Genomic DNA, 17152 nt, shown 5'->3' on the forward strand with positions numbered 1-17152 from the left:
ATGACAGCCGCCCCCTCTCCTCCCGGCCGCAGCTCCGCGCTGTCCGCGCAGCGTGCCACCGTGCCGCTGGCGAAGGAGCCCGATCCGCCCGAACGCGGCGTAACCACCCCGAACCTCACGGCCGGCAACCGCGACGGATGGCACCGAACCCGCCGGCCGTGGTCCGCGCGCCGTTTGCCGGCGGCGCTGGTCGCCGCAGTGATCCTCGTGGCTGCGGTCGCGGCGCTGGGCGACGTCATCGCCGTACGGGCGGGACGCCCGGCGGCGGCCTGGCGACGGCACCTGGCCGACGAACTTGCCACCCGCTCCGTGAACGACGTGTGGATGCTGACAGGAGCCGCCGTGGCCGCCGCCGCCGGCCTCTGGCTGATCGTCCTGGCGCTCACCCCCGGCCTACGGCACTGGCTGCCCCAGCGCTCCCCCACCGGCTGCCCGCGGCTGCGGGCCTTGCTGGACCGCGACGGCGCCGCCCGCCTGCTGCGTGACGCCGCAATGCGGGTCCCCGGAGTCGGCACTGCGCACATCCGGGCGCGCCGGCACCGCATCACAGCGCGCGCGGACGTCCGCTTCCGTGACCCCCGACAGGTGAAGGACGACCTCACCACCGCCCTCTGCGAGGAACGCAACCAGCTGGCCCTCGCCCGCCCTGCCCGCATCGTCGTACGGGTGCGGCAACGCACCAACTGACCGAAAAATCCGCAGACCGGAGCCCGCACCATGACACCGCGATCCGCCCTCAACCGCAGTCTGCTGGCCCTCGCGGGACTGGTCCTGCTCGGCGGCGGGCTGCTGGTCCTCTTCGCCGGGCTCGACCTCTACCGCCGACGGGATCTGACCCCGCCCACAGGCTGGCCCCTGATCACCCCGGATGACGTCCTGCTCGGCTCCGCCGACCGGGCCCGCTGGAGCAGCCAGGGCTGGTGGTGGTGGCCCGCGGTCATCGCCGCTCTCGCCCTCGCCGTCCTGCTCGCTCTGTGGTGGCTGCTCGCCCAGCTGAGGCGACGCCGCCCCGGAGTGCTGCCCGTCGGCGGCCCACCACCGCAAGACGGCGTCGAACTGCGCGACCGCGCACTCAGCGACGCGATCGCGGCCGAAGCCGGTGCCCTGCCGGGAGTCGAGCATGCGGCCGTCCACATCACCGGCCGACCCGCCCACTCCCGCACCCACATCAGGCTCACCCTCACCCCCGAGGGCGCGCCCATCGCCACCCTCGGCGCCCTCTGCGAAGGCCCGCTCCGCACCGCTCGCCGGTCCACCGGCCTGCCTGACATACCCACCGAGGTCCGCCTACACGTCACCCGCCACAAACCACACCGCGCGGAGTAAGGAGGAGACAGACCGTTCCCGCCTCAACTCCCCTTGCAGACTTTCACAGTCCGCAGGGACCGGCACCTCTCCCCAAAGGAATGACCATGATCATCCTGGGCATCATTCTGCTCGTCATCGGCTTCGTCACCGGCATATCCATCCTGTGGACCATCGGGATCATCCTGGCGGTCGTCGGAGCCATCCTGTGGGTCCTCGGCACGACGGGACACGCCGTCGCCGGTCGACACCACTACTGGTAATGGCAGTCAGGCCCTGAAGGTCAGTGACCCCGGCGGCGGTCGACGCCCTATCGGGCTGCTACCCCACGGAAGCAAGCGGCCGGGGAGCGCACCAACTACGTCATCGTCCTGCAGCGCGCGACAGGCTGCGGCCCTGAGGCGGCGGCCAGCAGATGAGCGGCCGCGAGCGACCGCCTTCTGCACCGGACGCTGCAGATGACCGCCTCACGCCGCCGGCTGCATACCGAACCCCCCGAATAGGGCCGGCACGAGGAGGAACCATGGCCGAAACCTACGATCCTCGCCACACGGCCGTCCTGCTGGTCGACCCCTACAACGACTTCCTCTCGGAGGGCGGCAAGGTCTGGCCCCGTCTGGAGCCCGTGGCCCGTAGCGTCGATCTTCTGGACCATCTCCGGTCCGTGATCACCGCCGCCCGCGAAAACGGTGTGCTCGTGGTGTTCGTACCGCACCGCCGCTGGGAGCCGGGCGACTACGAGACGTGGGACCACCCGACCCCCTCACAGCGGAAGATCCAGGAGCTCCACCATTTCGCCCGGGGCTCCTGGGGCGGGGAGTTCCACCCCGACCTTGGTCCGCAGCCGGGTGAGGTCGTCGTGCTGGAACACTGGGGATCGAGCGGGTTCGCCAACACGGACCTGGACATGCAGCTCAAGCAGCACGGCGTGACCCATGTCGTTCTTGTCGGCGTCCTGGCCAACACCTGCATCGAAGCAACCGCGCGCTACGCCATGGAACTTGGCTACCACGTCACGCTGGTCACCGACGCCACCGCGGCCCTCAGCCCCGAGATGATGCACGCCGCTCACCGACTCAACGGCCCCACCTACGCCCAGGCCATCGTCACCACAGACCAACTCACCGCCGCACTCGGCCCACGGTGATCACCGCCGGAGACCCCCATGTCGAACGACGACGTCGTCAAGGCTGTACTGGGGTAACTCCCCGCAGCCCTGTCAGAAGGTGCTTCACTCGCCACACCACCTGCTGACGAAGGAGGCCGGTGACCTTGCGCCTCCCCGTGACCACACCGGCGCCGTGCGGACGACGCGGCTGCTGACCGGGCGTACTCGGCGGCGGCTCTCGAGATGACGGAATGCGGCGAACTGCATCTCTGCGGTTGCGGGACAAGCCTCAGCGACCGCTGTTCTCCGATCGCCACCGGCGACCCAGGAGGACGATGACCGAACCTGCGGCCACCGACACGGCGGCTACGCTGCCAAGGGTGATGGCGTGCGTGGTCTGCCGTCCTGAGCCGGTGTTCGCGAGGGTCGGGCCGGAAGGATCGGCCGCGGTCGTCGTGGTGCCGGTGGCCTGGGAGGCCTGCTCGATCAGGCGGGTGACCGCGCCCGGCCGGGATACCGCGACGGCGTGGGACGCTTTGACCTCGACGGTGTGTGCATGGGCGCGCTGGGCCATGAAGCGTTGTGAGGCCAGCGGGATGTTGCGGTCCTGGGTCGTTATCAGAGTCCAGGAAGGGATGGTCTTCCAGGCGGCCTTGGTGGCCTTCTCCTGCAGGGCCGAGGCGGCCACGGGACGCTGGGTGGCGGCCATCAGGTCGGTGACCGATCTGGGCACGTCGGCGGCGAACTGGTCGTGGAACTTGTCGGCCTTGATGTACTGGTCGATGCCGGTGCCCCCGCCCGGAAGGGGGAAGGGTACGTTCTTGAGGGTGGGGCCGAGAGTGCTCCCGGGGAACTTGTTGGACAGCTCCAGAGAACTCTCCCCCTCCGCGGGGGCGAAGGCGGCGACGTAGACCAACGCTTTGACATGGGCATCACCGACAGCAGCTTCGCTGATCACAGCGCCGCCGTAGGAGTGACCGACGAGGACGACCGGTCCGTGCACGCTCTTCAGCACACTGTGGATGTACTCCGCGTCGCTGGCCAGTCCACGCAGCGGGTTCGCCGGAGCGATGACCGGATACCCCGCTTGCTGCAGGCGCGTAATCACCCCGTTCCAGCTGGACCCGTCGGCGAAGGCACCGTGTACCAGCACGATGGTGGGCTTGACGCTGCCTGCCCCGCCTTCCGCTGAAGCCGGTGCCGCGCACAGGACGGCGACGGCGAATCCAGCTGCCGCACCGTGGAGACGCCGTCTGTGGCGTCGTATGCCATGGACCGCACTCATTCTGTTCTCGCCTTCCGTCAGGCTGTACCGCAATCAGCTTCACGCGTCCATGGCACCGAGCCAGCTCACCCAGTGCAATCGGGTGAAATCGGTACGGCAGTCGGTGTAACCGCTTCTGCGAGAGGCTTGGCAGGCACTCGAATGTCACACAAGCACTCGATGGCCGACGTCAGTGCCGACGAGCGCTCACTCACACCCTCGCTGCTGATGCTCATCGCCGAGCATCAGGGCACCACCGGTGCGGACGCTGCTGAGTTCCAAGCAGGGGCGCTGCAGATCAGGACGTCTCGTGCTCCGGCAGGCAGGCGCTTCAAGCCGCAATAGGGCAGTTCGAGACATACCCCGTACGGCCCTGGAGTGGTTCTGTAGAACCTCCGCCTTGCAACACCCCTCACTCAAAGGAAAGATCATGAGCTTCGCGTACTCGTCGATTCGGACCAGAGACGAGGCCGGTGTCCTGTTCGCCACCCTCGATGCCGGCCCCCTCAACCTCATCGGTGTCGACCTCGTCCGTGACCTCGTCTCACTTGTCGGCACGCTGCACACGGACCCGGGCGACGTGCGGGTCGTCGTCATCGACAGCGCCTCACCCGAATTCTTCTCGGCGCACGTGGACCTCACGGCGATCCCGCAGTACACCGCAGAAGCCGCTAAGGCCGGCGGCCCTGGTGACGCCTCGCTCGGTATGTTCCTGTACAAGCTGGCGCACGTCCCGGTGATCACCATCGCCAAGGTGCGCGGCAGGGCCCGCGGCGGCGCCAACGAACTCGCCCTCGCCTGCGACATGATCTTCGCCGCGCGTGAGAACGCGGTCTTCGGGCAGTTCGAGTCCGGCACCGGCGCGCTGCCCGGCGCCGGCGGAATCCAGCACCTGACCCGGCGGCTCGGCCGAACACGCGCCATCGAAGCCATCACCGGCGCCGACGACTTCGACGCCGACCTCGCAGAGCGCTACGGCTGGATCAACCGCGCCCTGCCTGACGCCGAACTGGACGGCTTCGTCGAGCGCCTGGCCAAGCGCATCGCTGGCTTCCCACCCGCAGGAGTCAAGGCCGCGAAGCGCGCGATCAATGACCTGGCCCTGCCGCAGCCGGCGAACGTCCGATCTGACTCGGCCATGTTCCTCGGGCTGGTTGCACTGCCCGAAAGCCGTGAGCGCCTGGACTACCTCACGAACCGGGGCCTCCAGACGCCCGGTGAACTGGAACGCAACCTCGGCAAGGCAGTGGCGGAGTTCCCCAGTTGATGGCACCAGCCGCGCTACGCCGTTGCTGGACCCAGACGATTGCCCTGGCCAAGGACAGAGCCGTCTGGGCCGAGCAGACTCTCCCGGCCGCACCCTTGCTCCGCCCTCCACAGCGGCCATAGCGACACCGAGGGCACCCCCGATCGGAGGGGGAGTAACGGACGCCCCAGATCTGTGTGAGCTGGGCGATGACGGACAAGCCGCGCCCGCCTTCGTCGACGGTCTTCGCGCGGCGCACTCGCGGCGCGAGGGATTTGCTGTCGCGGACCTCGCAGGTCAGCGTGCGGTCCTTGATGAGCTCAAGTGCACGGGCGGGGTTCGGCCGAGCCCTGGTGCACCGCCGGGCAGCAGTGTCCGCACCGGCCTCGTCGGTGCGTCGATGCCGCACCGCGCCGCTGTGCTGCGGGGTCCGTCACGCCGGCCACCAGGAGGAAAGCGCTCCGACCACTGTGCGCGGGAGCGGTCATGCTCGCGCTTCACCTACGACGGCGCCACCCCCAGACGCTGCCGGTGGTCGCCGGCGTCGCCGGCCCGGCGACGTTCACGGCCGTCGGCTCGGGAGCACAGCCGGTCTCGGTGAGCTACGTCGACGCCGGCGGCGTCGTGGTGGGGACCGACAGCGGTACGGCCTGGGTCAGGGCCCCGGCCCCGGGTCCGGCTGCACGGCCCGGCCCAGCCCGGCGCGCGCCGCCTCCAGCTGCGCGGCGAACGCGATGCCCAGGAACAGGGCGATCCCCGTCAGATTGGCCCACAGCAGTAGGGCTACGAACGCGGTGAGGGGGCCGTACACGGCGCCGAAGGAGCCGCTGCGGGAGACGTAGAGCGTCAGCAGCCAGGTCGCAGTGACCCACAACACCAGGTGGACGGCGGATCCGAACGCCAGCCACGTGTACCCGGGCTGGTCCCGTCGCGGTGACCAGCGGAAGATGACGGCTGAGGCGACCCAGGCGAGGGCCGTGCCCACGGGCACATCGAGGGCGCCCCACCACTCCGGCGGTCGCGACCAGTCCAGCGCGTCGGTCGTCGCGGCGGTCACGGCCTCGCCGGCGACGAGCACGAGAAAACCCAGGACCATCGGGACGCCGGCGGCGAAGGCGAGCAGGACGGCCCTGCCGTACTTCCGGGGGAAGGGCCGGTCACGTTCGATACCGTAGATGCGGTTGGCGCCACGTTCGACCTGGCCCATGGCCGAGGCCAGGTTGACGACGGAGAAGACCAGGCCCAGGCACAGCGCGACCCTGCTCCAGGTGCCGGAGCCGGCGGTGCGGCGGGTGCCGCGCAGAACGTCCTCGATCACGTCCGCGCTGGCGCCCGGCACGATCCTGCCCAGGGTCAGCTCGACGATCCGTCCCACGCTCTCCGTGTGCGCGGCCGTGGCCAGGCCGACGAGCGCGATGGCGAACGGCACCATGCCCAGCACGATCTGGAAACCGAGGGCGCGCGCGTTGGTGAAACCGTCGGCGTAGCGGAACCGGGAGAACGCGTCGAGCAACAGCCGCACGCCCCCGTAGCGTCGTAGCGCGGTGAACGCCTCGTCGCCGGAGAGTTCGTCCCCGATCATGTCCCGTGTCTGCGGGACATGGACCACCGTCCCCATCGTCTGCGGCTCCTCTCACCTGTGGCAGCGGCCGTCTGTCATCTCGGGTCCGGGTGGTGCCCGGGTCCGCCGCCCGTTCCGGCGAGCGGTGTCGGCGACAGGTCCGTGGGTTCCTCGCCCGGCTCCAGCAGGGTGTCCGCCGCGCCGACGATCAGCGGATCAGGTGTGCCCACCGCCGTCTGCTCCTTGGCCGGGTAGTCGAAACGGTCCAGAAGGCTGCGCATCGCCTCCAGCCGGCCCCGCCGCTTGTCGTTGTTCTTCACGACCGTCCAGGGGGCGTGCACGGTGTCGGTCGCCCGGAACATGTCGACCTTGGCCGCGGTGTAGTCGTCCCAGCGGTCGAGCGACGCCAGATCGGTGGGCGACAGCTTCCAGCGGCGCACCGGGTCGACCTGCCGGATGGCGAACCGGGTGCGCTGCTCGGCACGCGACACCGAGAACCAGAACTTCACCAGCAGGATGCCGTCTTCGGTGAGCAGCTGCTCGAACAGCGGGGCCTGCCGCAGGAACTGCTGGTACTCGGCCTTCGTGCAGAACCCCATGACCCGTTCGACACCTGCCCTGTTGTACCAGGACCGGTCGAAGAACACGATCTCGCCGGGGGCCGGCAGATGGGTCACGTACCGCTGGAAGTACCACTGCCCCGCCTCCCGCTCGGTCGGTTTGTCCAGTGCCACCACGTTGGCTCCGCGGGGGTTCAGCCGTTCGGTGAACCGCTTGATGGTGCCGCCCTTGCCGGCGGCGTCCCGCCCCTCGCAGACCACGACGATCCGCTGCCCCGTCTCCTTCACCCACCGCTGCAGTTTGAGCAGTTCTATCTGCAGCCTCCGCTTGGTCCGCTCGTACTCGTGCCGCCCGACCCGGTGGTCGTACGGATGGTTCTCCCGCCAGGTCTCGATCGGCCGGCCGTCACCGTCCAGAAGCACTGGCCGCTCCGGCTGCCGGTCGTCCACGGCCAGGCCCCGCAACAGGTCGTCCTCTCTCCTCGTGCTCTGGCTCCCCTGTGCCTGCGTCCGCTGTTCCTGCTCGGTCACGCCACCGCTCTCCCGCCTCGCCGTCTGCTCCCCTCCACGTGCCCGCGCAGGCCGGACCCAGACGCACGACTGCCCGGCCAGGTACGGTCCCTACGGTTGTTGCCCCGTGCGTACGACATGAGACAGAGGTGGTCACATGCCCGAACTACGTCTGGGACCATTGCTGAGGTACACCGACGGTTCGTGCGCGACCGTGTGGGTCGAGACCAGCGAGCCCTGCACGGCACAAGTACGCTGCTCCGACGGCGCGGGCGGCACGGCCTCCACGTTCCAGGTGGCCGGGCACCATTACGCGCTCGTCACGGTGACCGGCCTTCGGCCCGACACGTCCCCTTTCTACACGGTGTTCCTGGACGACACCCCGGTGTGGCCCCTTCCCGATTCCCCCTTCCCGCCCTCCGTCATCGCTCCGTCCGGCACCGGCAACACCGTCCGGGTCACCTTCGGATCGTGCCGCTGGGCCGCGCCGCCCGCCGACGGCAAGGATCCGGTCGGCCCGGACGCCCTCGACACGCTCGCCACCCGTCTCGCGGCCGACCCAGGCACCGAGCGCCCCGACGTCCTGCTCCTGCTGGGCGACCAGATCTACGCGGACGAGACCTCCGAGCAGACCCGTCGCTGGCTCGCCGACCGTCGTGGCCTCGACAAGCCGCCCGGCGGCCAGGTCAGCGACTACGAGGAGTACTGCCACCTCTACTACGAATCCTGGCTCGATCCCGAGGTCCGCTGGCTGTTGTCCACCGTGCCCAGCTTCATGATCTTCGACGACCACGACGTCGTGGACGACTGGAACACCTCCGCCTCCTGGCTCGCCGACATGCGGGCCACCGACTGGTGGCAGGAACGGCTGCTGAGCGGCCTGATGTCCTACTGGGTCCACCAGCACCTGGGCAACCTCTCCCCCGCCGAACTGGCCGACGACCCCACCTGGGCCGCCGTTCACGCCACGCCGGACGGCACCGCCGCACTGCGCGCCCTGGCCGAGCAGGCCGACGCCGATTCTTCCTCGGTCCGCTTCAGCTACCGGCGTGACTTCGGCCGGGTCCGGGTCGTGATGGTGGACTCACGGGCGGCGCGGGTCCTCGCCGAAGACCGCCGCGCCATGCTCGACCCGGGCGAGACCGCCTGGCTGCGTGAACAGGTGCTGGCCGACCAGGGATCCTACGACCACCTTCTGATCGGCACCTCGCTGCCCTGGCTGCTGCCGCAGTTGGTGCACGACGCCGAGGCCTGGAACGCGGCCCTGTGTGCGGGAGAACGGGGGAAGCGCTGGGCCCGTTTCAGCGAGCGGCTGCGTCGCGGAGCCGACCTGGAACACTGGGCGGCCTTCCCCCGCTCCTTCGCCGGCCTCGCCGACCTCATCGCCGAGGCCGGTACCGCTCCGGCCGCCCCCGCGACCGTGTGCGTGCTCTCCGGGGACGTCCACCACGGCTACGTCGCCAAGGCGTCCTGGCCGTCCGGCGGCCCCCACCTCCCCGTCGTCCAGCTCACCTGCTCACCCGTGCACAACTCGGTGCCCCTGATGATGCGGGTCGGCTTCCACTTCGGCTGGAGCACGACGGCCCGCCTGCTGGGACGCCTGCTCGCCCGGCACGGCCGCTGCGCCCGTCCGCCGGTCAGCTGGCGCAAAGTGGGCGGCCCCTGGTTCGGCAACCAGCTGATGACCCTGACGTTGCGCGACCACTCGGTCCACCTTCGCCTGGAACGCACCACTCCGGACGCGACGTTGCAGACCCTGCACGAGAGCGTCCTGACCGCCGCCCAGCCCAGCGAGCCCCGGGCTCGGGGACGTCGCTGATCCGGCTGCCCGGGGCCGCGAACCATCTGACAGGCGGGCACGGCGCGTACGCCGCGGCGTCAGGGGCGTTGGGGCCATGCCTCGCCCCGTGACTGCCCGGTTGTGAGACGCCTGAACACGATCCGCGCTGTGGAGGACGGGCTCATGAACGGGGGCCTGTCTTGGACGGAGCGACACCGCCCAAGCTGTCGCTGGCCTGCTGTCTCATCAGCAGAGGGGGGCATCGGCACGGAAAATGTGAACACCGAGCCCCACCGAAGTTGTCCGGTAGCGCGCGTCACAGACGTGTGCCCCCGCGTGACAGCCTGCCGGGCCGCCGCGTTCGGTTACCTGATGGCCGCGTGATGTGATCCAGGGCGGGCTGCGATGCTTCGCAGTACAATGAGCTTGGGTTGGGATTTGCACAGGGCCGGGGCGATCGCTATTGGCGGCACCAGTTCACAACTAGACAAGCATGTCTCTGTCCTCCCCTTACCCGGCTTCTCCAGCCGTGGTGGACGCCGTGCGCCCTCGCGACGGGCGAAGCGGGCTTCGCGTGAGGAGCCTGAAATGAACGGCCAATTTGCGAACATTGAAGCAGGACATCTTCCAGCCGATGCCGCCTGCCCCGGTCACGGACCGGGAAACGCGCCCGCCGCGGTCGCGGTGCTTCCGTCGGCTGGCGACTGGACAAAGGTCGGAACCGACGACCGCATGCTTTACTGCATGAGACAACTCGTCGACCGGTACGGTTATCCGCCCGCAGGCGCCGCCGGGATCGTCGGGAACTTGTGGGCAGAGTCGACTATTCTGCCGAATCGCATCGAGGGTAGCTCGCCGTCCACCCCGATGCGAGCGAAGAACTTCGCCGGAGTGAGCACGAACTTCACAGCCGCCCAAATCATGGATCGGAAATCACCTAATCAGGGGCCCAATCTACCCGGCGTCGGTCTCGCCCAGTGGACTTCGCCCTCTCGGAGGTCGGGGCTTTTCAGGCACGTTTATAACGGAGCTGCGCTCGGGGCGGATGTCCTGTTCAACATGGATGCCCAACTGGACTATTTCGACCACGAATTGCGTACGAGATACTCCGGAGTCCACCAGGTTCTTTCCAGCCAGGGGGTTTCGGTTGAGGCTGCAAGCGACGAAGTCGTTTACAACTACGAAATTCCGGGGGCCATTCTCAGCGGCCACAGCAAACTGCCACGCGCCGACGCCCGCGTGCAGACGGTCTTCAAGCAACGCCGCTCACCATCGAACAGGGCACTGACCGCCTACCAGTCAGGTGGCGGCCCCGCCACCTTCGAGCCGTTCCCTGGTGCGTCGTTCTTCCACACCGGACAGAAATCGCCGATCATCGCCGCAATGCACCAGCGGCTCGTCGCCGAAGACTGCAATCGGTACCAGTCGAGCGCCAACGCCGACGTATGGGGCCCGGGCGATGTGAAGTCCTACGCCGCCTGGCAGCAGAAGCTCGGCTTCGCAGGTGACGATGCCAACGGCATCCCCGGCAAGACCAGTTGGGACGAGCTGCGCGTCCCTAACGTCTGACCGTCCTCGCTGATGGCTTTATCGAGCAGGAGTTCGGGAGGCGCCGGGTCTCTTGCCGGATGGACGAGCGTGGCCAGGAGCCGGTCGACGGACACCAGCCGGTGCGTCGCACCGGCGCCCACGGCTCGCTTCCGCGGCCGGGAGGCCAGCCTGGCCTGATGCTGTTCCTGCCACAACGGACCTGCTTCGGACATGAGTTCCGCGATCACATCGGCGACAGATCCGTGATCGGCCGATCGGCGAGGCGTTCGAGGATCTCGTCTGCGGTCTTCGTCAAGACGTACGGCTTGGGGTCGGTGTTCCATGCCGCGATCCAGCTGCGGGTGTCCTGTTCCAGGGCCTGCACGGATCGGTGGACGCCTCGTCGTATCTGCTTGTTGGTCAGCTCCGCGAACCAGCGTTCCACCAGGTTGAGCCAGGATGACCCGGTGGGGGTGAAGTGCAGGTGGAAGCGGGAGTGGGTCAGCAGCCAGGTCTTGATGGCCGGGGTCTTGTGGGTGGCGTAGTTGTCCAGGACCAGGTGGATGTCCAGGCCCTGCGGGACCTCCTGGTCGAGCTTGACCAGGAACTTCTTGAACTCCTCGGCCCGGTGCCGGCGGTGCAGGGAGCCGATCACCTTGCCGGTGGCCACCTCCAGCGCGGCGAACAGTGTGATGGTGCCCGCCCGCACGTAGTCGTGAGCGACCCGCTGCGGGACACCTGACATCATCGGCAGCACCGTCTGGGAGCGGTCCAGCAGCCGGATCTGCGACTTCTCGTCGACACAGAACGCCAAAGCCCGCTCGGGCGGGTCCAGATACAGACCGACGACGTCGTGGACCTTGTCGACGAAATACGGGTCCGTCGACAGCTTGAATGTCTCCGAGCGATGCGGCTGCAGACCGAAGGCCCGCCAGATCCGCGACACGCTCGACTGCGACAGACCCATCTCCTTGGCCATCGCCCTCGTCGACCAATGCGTGGCGTTCTTCGGCGTCGACTCCAGCGTCCGCTTCACCACGGCGGCCACCTGCTCGTCGGTGACCGTCCTGGGCCCGCCCGGCCGCGGCATGTCACCCAGGCCGGCGATCCGGTGCTCGACGAACCGCGCCCGCCACCGGCCCACCGCATGCGGCGTCGAACCGAGCTGAGCGGCCACGTCCTTGTTCGACGCCCCGCTCGCGCACGCCAGGACGATCCGGCACCGCAGCGCCCACGCCTGCGGCGTGGAACGGCGCCGCACCCATCCCTCCAGCGCAGCCCGTTCCTCGTCCGACAGGATCAACTCGGCCTTCGGCCGCCCAGTACGCGCCACCCCCGCAAACCTACACATCTGAACATAAATCCTGACTCAGAAGACTAGGCGTACCCTAGGCGGCCGAGCGCATAAATCGTATGTCGCGCCGGGCTCCCTCTTGTCTCCGACGGCACGGCACCCATAGGCTCACCATCCGTACCGACTGGCCGGTATGCTCTGTTCAAGCGTCAGTGCGCGCCGATGCCGGCCTGCCGACCGTGCCGGCCGTCGATCCAACGCGACCGTCGAAGGAGCCGCCGGAGTTGAGCAGAATCAACGGCCAGGTGCGCCTGGCCGCATGTGCCGTGGGAGAGCCGCGGCCCACCGACTGGCAGCACGTCGAGGAGGCGATCCTGATGCGACTGTTCCGTGGTGATAGCCACGGCAAGCTGGTGCTGAAGATCGCGGACCGACCGGCCTGAGGGGGAGAAACACGATGAAAGCACTGACCTACCATGGCCGTCACGACATCCGCTACGGGGACGTCTCCGACCCGGCCGTCACCAGCCCTACCGACGCGGTGGTGCGGGTGACAGCGGCCGGCATCTGCGGCAGCGACCTGCACATCTACCGCGGCAACCCGTTCAGCCCGGAACTGGGCTACACGCCGGGGCACGAGTGCGTCGGCGTAGTTGTCGACACCGGCGGCCAGGTGACCCGCTTCAGGCCCGGCGACCGGGTTCTGGTGCCCGCCTCTGTCGGCTGTGACCAGTGCCGGTCGTGCGCGGCCGGGTTCACCGCCCGGTGCGAGCGCGCCACGTCCAGCACGGACCTCTGCTACGGAGTGAGCCCGCAGCTCCCGGGCAGCCAGGCCCAGGCCCTGGTGGTGCCATACGCCGACGTCAATCTGGTGCACTTGCCCGAGGGCATCTCCGACGAGGCCGCCGTCGTCCTGACGGACAACGCCCCCACGGCCTGGTACGGCTGCCGCCGAGCCCGCATCCAGCCCGGCGAGACCGTCCTGGTCATCGGCCTCGGCCCGGTCGGCCTCATGGCCGCCCAGTCCGCCTTCGCGATGGGCGCCGCGCGGGTGCTGGGCGCAGACCTGGTCGCGGAGCGCCGCGCCTTCGCCGCCACCCTGGGTGTCGAGCCGGTCGAGGGCGAGCACGCGCGGACGGCCGTACGGGACATGACCGACGGACGCGGGCCGGACGCCGTGGTGGAGGCCGTGGGGTCGGACGCCACCATCGAGCTCGCCCTCAAGGCCGTCCGGCAGGCCGGCCGGGTCAGCGTCATCGGGGTCAGCCAGAGCAAGGCCTTCCCCTTCCATATGGGACTTGCGCAGATCAAGGAACTGGAGTTCGCCATCGGGCTGTGCTCTGTGCACTACGAACTCCCTGCTCTGATCGCCCTCACCCGTGCCGGCCGGATCAAGCCAGAGGTCGTGGTCTCCCACCACTTCGCCCTCTCCGAAGGGTCGGCGGCGTACGAACTGTTCGCAGGCCGCTCCGACGGCGTCCGCAAGATCCTTCTCGACCCCACCCGCTGACCCTCCTGCGCAGGGCCGCCTCGTCCGATCCTGCGCGGCAGGCCCTGCGCCTCTTGCGCGGCCCGGGGAATCCCGCCGCGTCGCCCCGCAGGACCTCGGGTAGCCGGTTCCGGGGGAACAGGTTCCGCCGCCGAAACCGAGCGGCTCCGCCCACCGCGCCGAGGCAGGACCTGGCACGGGTGCGCCGTTCCGGCGTGGACGTGGCCAGGGCACCTGCGGCCTTCCCGCTTACGAGCGTGAGCTGGGCGCACCTTCAAGACCGTGCAGCAGACGCTGCCGGCGCCATCCGGTCGAAACACCCCGCATCATGAGCGCGAACGTTCCGCAGGACGACTGGTCGCCGCTGGGCGAGATGGCCGTTCCCGAGCAGGGGGTAGGGCGCACTCCCCCACAACGACTGGCGTGGTTGCAGTAGTCCGTCTGGCATGTGCGGGCGGCGCAGCTGCGGTCATGCGACGGCGATGGCACGACTCCGCCGCGCCCCTGAAGGAGGCAGGCCGTCGACCGAGCCGAGCCGACGCCGCCCACAGCCGCTCCCAGGGCCCCACCGTGCGGGCGGGTCACGCCACTTGGGAGGGCCCGCCGCCACACGTCGTCACGCTCCGGGAAGAACACGTGAGCGGCGTCGACAATCCGTTGCCGGGTCGCTCGTCGCCCTGCCGCAGTCCCAGCGCGGTCGGCGCAGGCGACGGGACGCGGCTGAGCCGGCTCATCCGAGTAGTTGCGCGCTGCTGACCGGTTCGCGCCGCTGCTGTCCATTGATGCGGTGCCGTTCGATGGACGAACGCCGGTACACCTCCTGCCGCACCCGCTGGATCTCGCCGACAGGCCGGTGCTCTTCGCGTGAGCGCCACGGTGTGATCGACGTGGCGTCGGCGGCCGCCACGTTCTCGTCCCCGCCGATGTCCTGGCGCGGGAGGGCCACACGGGCGACGGTCACCCATGGGGACAGTTCCTGGGGCCACTTCACGGAGGTGTTGTCCACCGGCATGTGGGCCAGATCGGTGTTGAGCTGCACCTGGAGTTCGAAGGAGTGGTCCCGTTCCGCGGCTTCGGCAACGAGTGTGTTGCGGAACGCCTCGTTGTCCGCGCGCACGTCCACGATCTCGTGCGTCAGGGAGGCCAGGGACTCGGTCGTGGGCACGGTCCGGATCTTGGCGATGTGGTCGCCGTACCGGAAGGCGCCCATGCTGTTGTAGGTGTACGACAGCAGGTTCCTGCGCGGGACGGTGGTGAACGAGAGCATGGCGAACAGTTCGTCCCACAGCCAGCTGTCGGGATCGGTGAGCGTGCCCCGGCGGGTCAGGAACTCCGCCATCCAGGTTTTGCGGCGGGCTGGGTTCACCAGGGCCTCCGGCAGCTCCGCGAACAGGTCCTCGATGACCATGTAGTCGTAGGCGGTGTTCGCGAAGAAGACATCGTTGTTGATCAAGTTGAGGTCAAAAGTGCCGCTGTCCGGTTCGTCGTCCAGTAGCGAGGGGCCGGGGACCCCGAACAGCTTGATGCCCATCCCACACGCCGCGCCCAGCTGATGGTCGGGGCGCTGATGACCAAGGCCGTTGGAGTAGCGGACGACGGCGTCGTACACGGTGGGTCGGGCGAAGATGCCCTGACCGTAGAAGCCGAGGTTGTCACCGACCGTGACCGTGGCCTTGAGAAGGCCGTAGGTCTTTCCGTGGGCCGTGCGGACGGCGCGGCCGACGACCTCGCGCTCGACCGAGGTGCGGGTGCGCTGCGCCACCTGTGCCACCACCGCATCCAACTCCTGCTGGTAACTCTGACGTTCGGCCGGGCGGTAATCCTCGTAGCGGACGGGATCCATGGTGTTGCCTCCCTGTGCTGTGGTGTCGACTTCAGACGCTAGCCAGCAATTAAATTGTGCACAACATAACTGACTGTGGTGAATCACACGTTGGCGAGCGCAACCACGTCGGGGGCACACCACACCCCAGGGTCGATGCATACGGTGCGCGAAGGCGGACCGGGCGGCCGACCTTGCACCCCGAGCGGGTGCTGACGGACGCCCACCTGCCTGACCGTCGCCGAACTTGACCGAACTTCAGCGGTGGTGACGACCATGGCCCTCGCCATCGCCACCACGGGAACGCTCGCGCTGGACACGGAGCCGGGCCGGGTGGCGTCCCTTGTCGTGGTCACGCTCACCCCCGCCAGCCTCGGCGGGTTGCGGGATGCGACAGGGTTGCGGGTTGCGGAGCTGCAGCAGATGCAGCTGGACCGACACGCGGGCACCGTACTGGACCTGTCCGGTGTGGAGTTGGTCCGGGAGGCGTCGCCGACGGCAGTTGCCACGCGGGAATGGATGATGCCGACCTGGAGCAGGGCCTGTCCGCCTTGTCTCAGGCGGGACGGAGTGCGGCCGCTGTGGTGGCGGCTGGGTATCGCCGCGGTCTGTCCACTGCATCGGTGCCTGCTGGTCGATGTGTGTCCGCGTTGTGGTGTGCGGCTGCTGCGCGGGAGCGAGCGGGTCCCGCGCGGAGTGCTGACCCGTGAGCCGCTTCCAGCGGTGGGGGAATGCGCCAACCGGCCACCGCACGGCCCGAGGGGCCGTGCGGGCCTGTGCCGCCAAGCGCTGACCGACATTCCCGCTATGTCCACCCGCGAGATCGGATCCGAGGGAACCGGTAGCTGATGGCGGCCAGAGGCGGCTAAACGCCCACGGCCGGCCGCGAAGAGCGCGCGTCCCGCGTGACCGACGCGAACGGCAACTTCACCGTCAACTGGCCTGCCGGGACGTTCTCTGTGCCGCCGATCGTGACGGTCGCGCTCCAGGGGGCCGTGGGGTTCCGGTCACACACGATCACCGCGAACAGCGCGACGGCGACGGCGACGGCGACGGCGACGACCATCAACGTCCTGGGCGCGCCGGTCGTCAGCCTCGTCGGCGTCCAGAACCTCGCGGCCTCCGGGGTCACCGTGCACGTCCACGCGGCCGCCCCAAAGCGGCGGCTGCCACCCCTTAGACATCGCACCGAGAGGCGGCAAAAGAGGCAGCCCGGTCACGGGGGCTGGCGTGGGCCGACGTCTGACCAGTTATGCCTGGTGGTGAGGGTGTCGGGGTGGTCTGGGCCGAGTACGCGCAGATGGTCCTTGAGTAACTCGGTGAAAGCATCGGCCGCACCTGCGGCATCGCGTCGCCGCTGCTCCTTTCAGATACCGGAGGCAGGAGCAGCTGCCTGGTGAGCGTGTGCTGTCACATGCAGCGCGGCCAGGAGCACCAGTGCCCTCTGCTCGCAAGATCCCGGCGATCGCCGGCCGAGTCGGAAGACCGCGCCGGCGCCGGCCTGGGTATCTTCCGCTACGTCGTCGAGCGCACGATCGCCTGGCTCCACGGCTTCCGCCGCCTGCGCATCCGCTGGGAACGACGCGACGACATCCACGAGGCGTTCCTCGGACTCGCCGTCTGCCTCATCACCCACCGCCACGTCCAACGGCTTTGTTAGGGACAGTTATAGCGACATCGTGT

General features: G+C 68.9%; 16 protein-coding genes and 2 pseudogenes. 12 read left to right on the forward strand and 6 right to left on the reverse strand.

The features are described 5' to 3' along the window. From ACFY01_RS23010 to ACFY01_RS23025, 4 genes are all read left to right on the forward strand, one after another. On the forward strand, positions 1 to 687 hold the full coding sequence (locus ACFY01_RS23010) for a DUF6286 domain-containing protein (protein WP_390737598.1): 687 nt from the start codon (positions 1 to 3) through the stop codon (positions 685 to 687). Between the two features lie 30 nt (positions 688 to 717). Further along, positions 718 to 1326 carry an alkaline shock response membrane anchor protein AmaP gene (locus tag ACFY01_RS23015; RefSeq protein WP_390737599.1) on the forward strand — a complete coding sequence of 203 codons (609 nt, stop codon included), beginning with the start codon at positions 718 to 720 and terminating at the stop codon, positions 1324 to 1326. A gap of 86 nt (positions 1327 to 1412) precedes the next feature. Beyond that, the gene (locus tag ACFY01_RS23020) at positions 1413 to 1568 is read left to right on the forward strand and encodes a DUF6131 family protein (RefSeq protein WP_390737600.1); all 156 of its coding nucleotides are present in this window, start codon (positions 1413 to 1415) and stop codon (positions 1566 to 1568) included. A 260-nt stretch (positions 1569 to 1828) separates the two neighbouring features. Next, positions 1829 to 2452: an isochorismatase family cysteine hydrolase gene (locus ACFY01_RS23025; RefSeq protein ID WP_390737601.1), complete on the forward strand. Its 624-nt coding sequence runs from the start codon at positions 1829 to 1831 to the stop codon at positions 2450 to 2452. Between the two features lie 424 nt (positions 2453 to 2876). Here the strand turns inward: ACFY01_RS23025 and ACFY01_RS23030 are convergent. After that, positions 2877 to 3698, reverse strand: a pseudogene (locus ACFY01_RS23030) (alpha/beta fold hydrolase); the annotation flags it as partial. A 159-nt stretch (positions 3699 to 3857) separates the two neighbouring features. Here ACFY01_RS23030 and ACFY01_RS23035 point away from each other — a divergent pair. Continuing rightward, entirely contained in the window at positions 3858 to 4022 is a 165-nt protein-coding gene (locus ACFY01_RS23035) for a hypothetical protein (protein ID WP_390737602.1), read from the forward strand. Positions 4023 to 4107: 85 nt separating this feature from the next. Next, entirely contained in the window at positions 4108 to 4944 is an 837-nt protein-coding gene (locus ACFY01_RS23040) for an enoyl-CoA hydratase/isomerase family protein (protein ID WP_390737603.1), read from the forward strand. A 634-nt stretch (positions 4945 to 5578) separates the two neighbouring features. On the opposite strand, the gene ACFY01_RS23045 is transcribed toward ACFY01_RS23040, so the two are convergent. Continuing rightward, positions 5579 to 6541, reverse strand: a complete 963-nt coding sequence (locus ACFY01_RS23045; RefSeq protein WP_390737604.1) for a YihY/virulence factor BrkB family protein — start codon at positions 6539 to 6541, stop codon at positions 5579 to 5581. A gap of 38 nt (positions 6542 to 6579) precedes the next feature. Continuing rightward, positions 6580 to 7575: a polyphosphate kinase 2 gene (gene ppk2, locus ACFY01_RS23050; protein ID WP_390737605.1), complete on the reverse strand. Its 996-nt coding sequence runs from the start codon at positions 7573 to 7575 to the stop codon at positions 6580 to 6582. Positions 7576 to 7711: 136 nt separating this feature from the next. On the opposite strand from ppk2, the gene ACFY01_RS23055 reads away from it, so the two are divergent. Together ACFY01_RS23055 and ACFY01_RS23060 are read left to right on the forward strand one after the other, a co-directional pair. Continuing rightward, positions 7712 to 9373 (forward strand): alkaline phosphatase D family protein, encoded by a 1662-nt coding sequence (locus ACFY01_RS23055; RefSeq protein ID WP_390737606.1) that lies wholly within the window; start codon positions 7712 to 7714, stop codon positions 9371 to 9373. A gap of 549 nt (positions 9374 to 9922) precedes the next feature. Continuing rightward, a complete protein-coding gene (locus ACFY01_RS23060; RefSeq protein WP_390737607.1) occupies positions 9923 to 10903 on the forward strand; it encodes a phage tail tip lysozyme in 981 nt (326 codons plus the stop codon). 205 nt (positions 10904 to 11108) lie between these two features. Here the strand turns inward: ACFY01_RS23060 and ACFY01_RS23065 are convergent, their stop codons facing one another. Further along, entirely contained in the window at positions 11109 to 12215 is a 1107-nt protein-coding gene (locus ACFY01_RS23065) for an IS630 family transposase (RefSeq protein ID WP_390737608.1), read from the reverse strand. Between the two features lie 227 nt (positions 12216 to 12442). Here ACFY01_RS23065 and ACFY01_RS23070 point away from each other — a divergent pair, with 227 nt between their 5' ends. Further along, on the forward strand, positions 12443 to 12601 hold the full coding sequence (locus tag ACFY01_RS23070; protein ID WP_390737609.1) for a hypothetical protein: 159 nt from the start codon (positions 12443 to 12445) through the stop codon (positions 12599 to 12601). Positions 12602 to 12615: 14 nt separating this feature from the next. Beyond that, entirely contained in the window at positions 12616 to 13668 is a 1053-nt protein-coding gene (locus ACFY01_RS23075; RefSeq protein WP_390737610.1) for an alcohol dehydrogenase catalytic domain-containing protein, read from the forward strand. 709 nt (positions 13669 to 14377) lie between these two features. On the opposite strand, the gene ACFY01_RS23080 is transcribed toward ACFY01_RS23075, so the two are convergent. Next, positions 14378 to 15490 (reverse strand): catalase family protein, encoded by a 1113-nt coding sequence (locus ACFY01_RS23080; protein ID WP_390737611.1) that lies wholly within the window; start codon positions 15488 to 15490, stop codon positions 14378 to 14380. 255 nt (positions 15491 to 15745) lie between these two features. Between ACFY01_RS23080 and ACFY01_RS23085 the strand changes: the two genes are divergently transcribed. Beyond that, a complete protein-coding gene (locus ACFY01_RS23085) occupies positions 15746 to 16318 on the forward strand; it encodes a TniQ family protein (protein ID WP_390737612.1) in 573 nt (190 codons plus the stop codon). 16 nt (positions 16319 to 16334) lie between these two features. Here the strand turns inward: ACFY01_RS23085 and ACFY01_RS23090 are convergent, their stop codons facing one another. After that, a complete protein-coding gene (locus ACFY01_RS23090; RefSeq protein WP_390737613.1) occupies positions 16335 to 16601 on the reverse strand; it encodes a hypothetical protein in 267 nt (88 codons plus the stop codon). Positions 16602 to 16880: 279 nt separating this feature from the next. On the opposite strand from ACFY01_RS23090, the pseudogene ACFY01_RS23095 reads away from it, so the two are divergent. Continuing rightward, positions 16881 to 17129: pseudogene (locus ACFY01_RS23095) on the forward strand (transposase); the annotation flags it as partial. Positions 17130 to 17152: the final 23 nt, after the last annotated feature.

Origin of the sequence: Streptomyces sp. NPDC001480, assembly GCF_042894725.1 — a bacterium.
Lineage (GTDB): Bacteria > Actinomycetota > Actinomycetes > Streptomycetales > Streptomycetaceae > Streptomyces.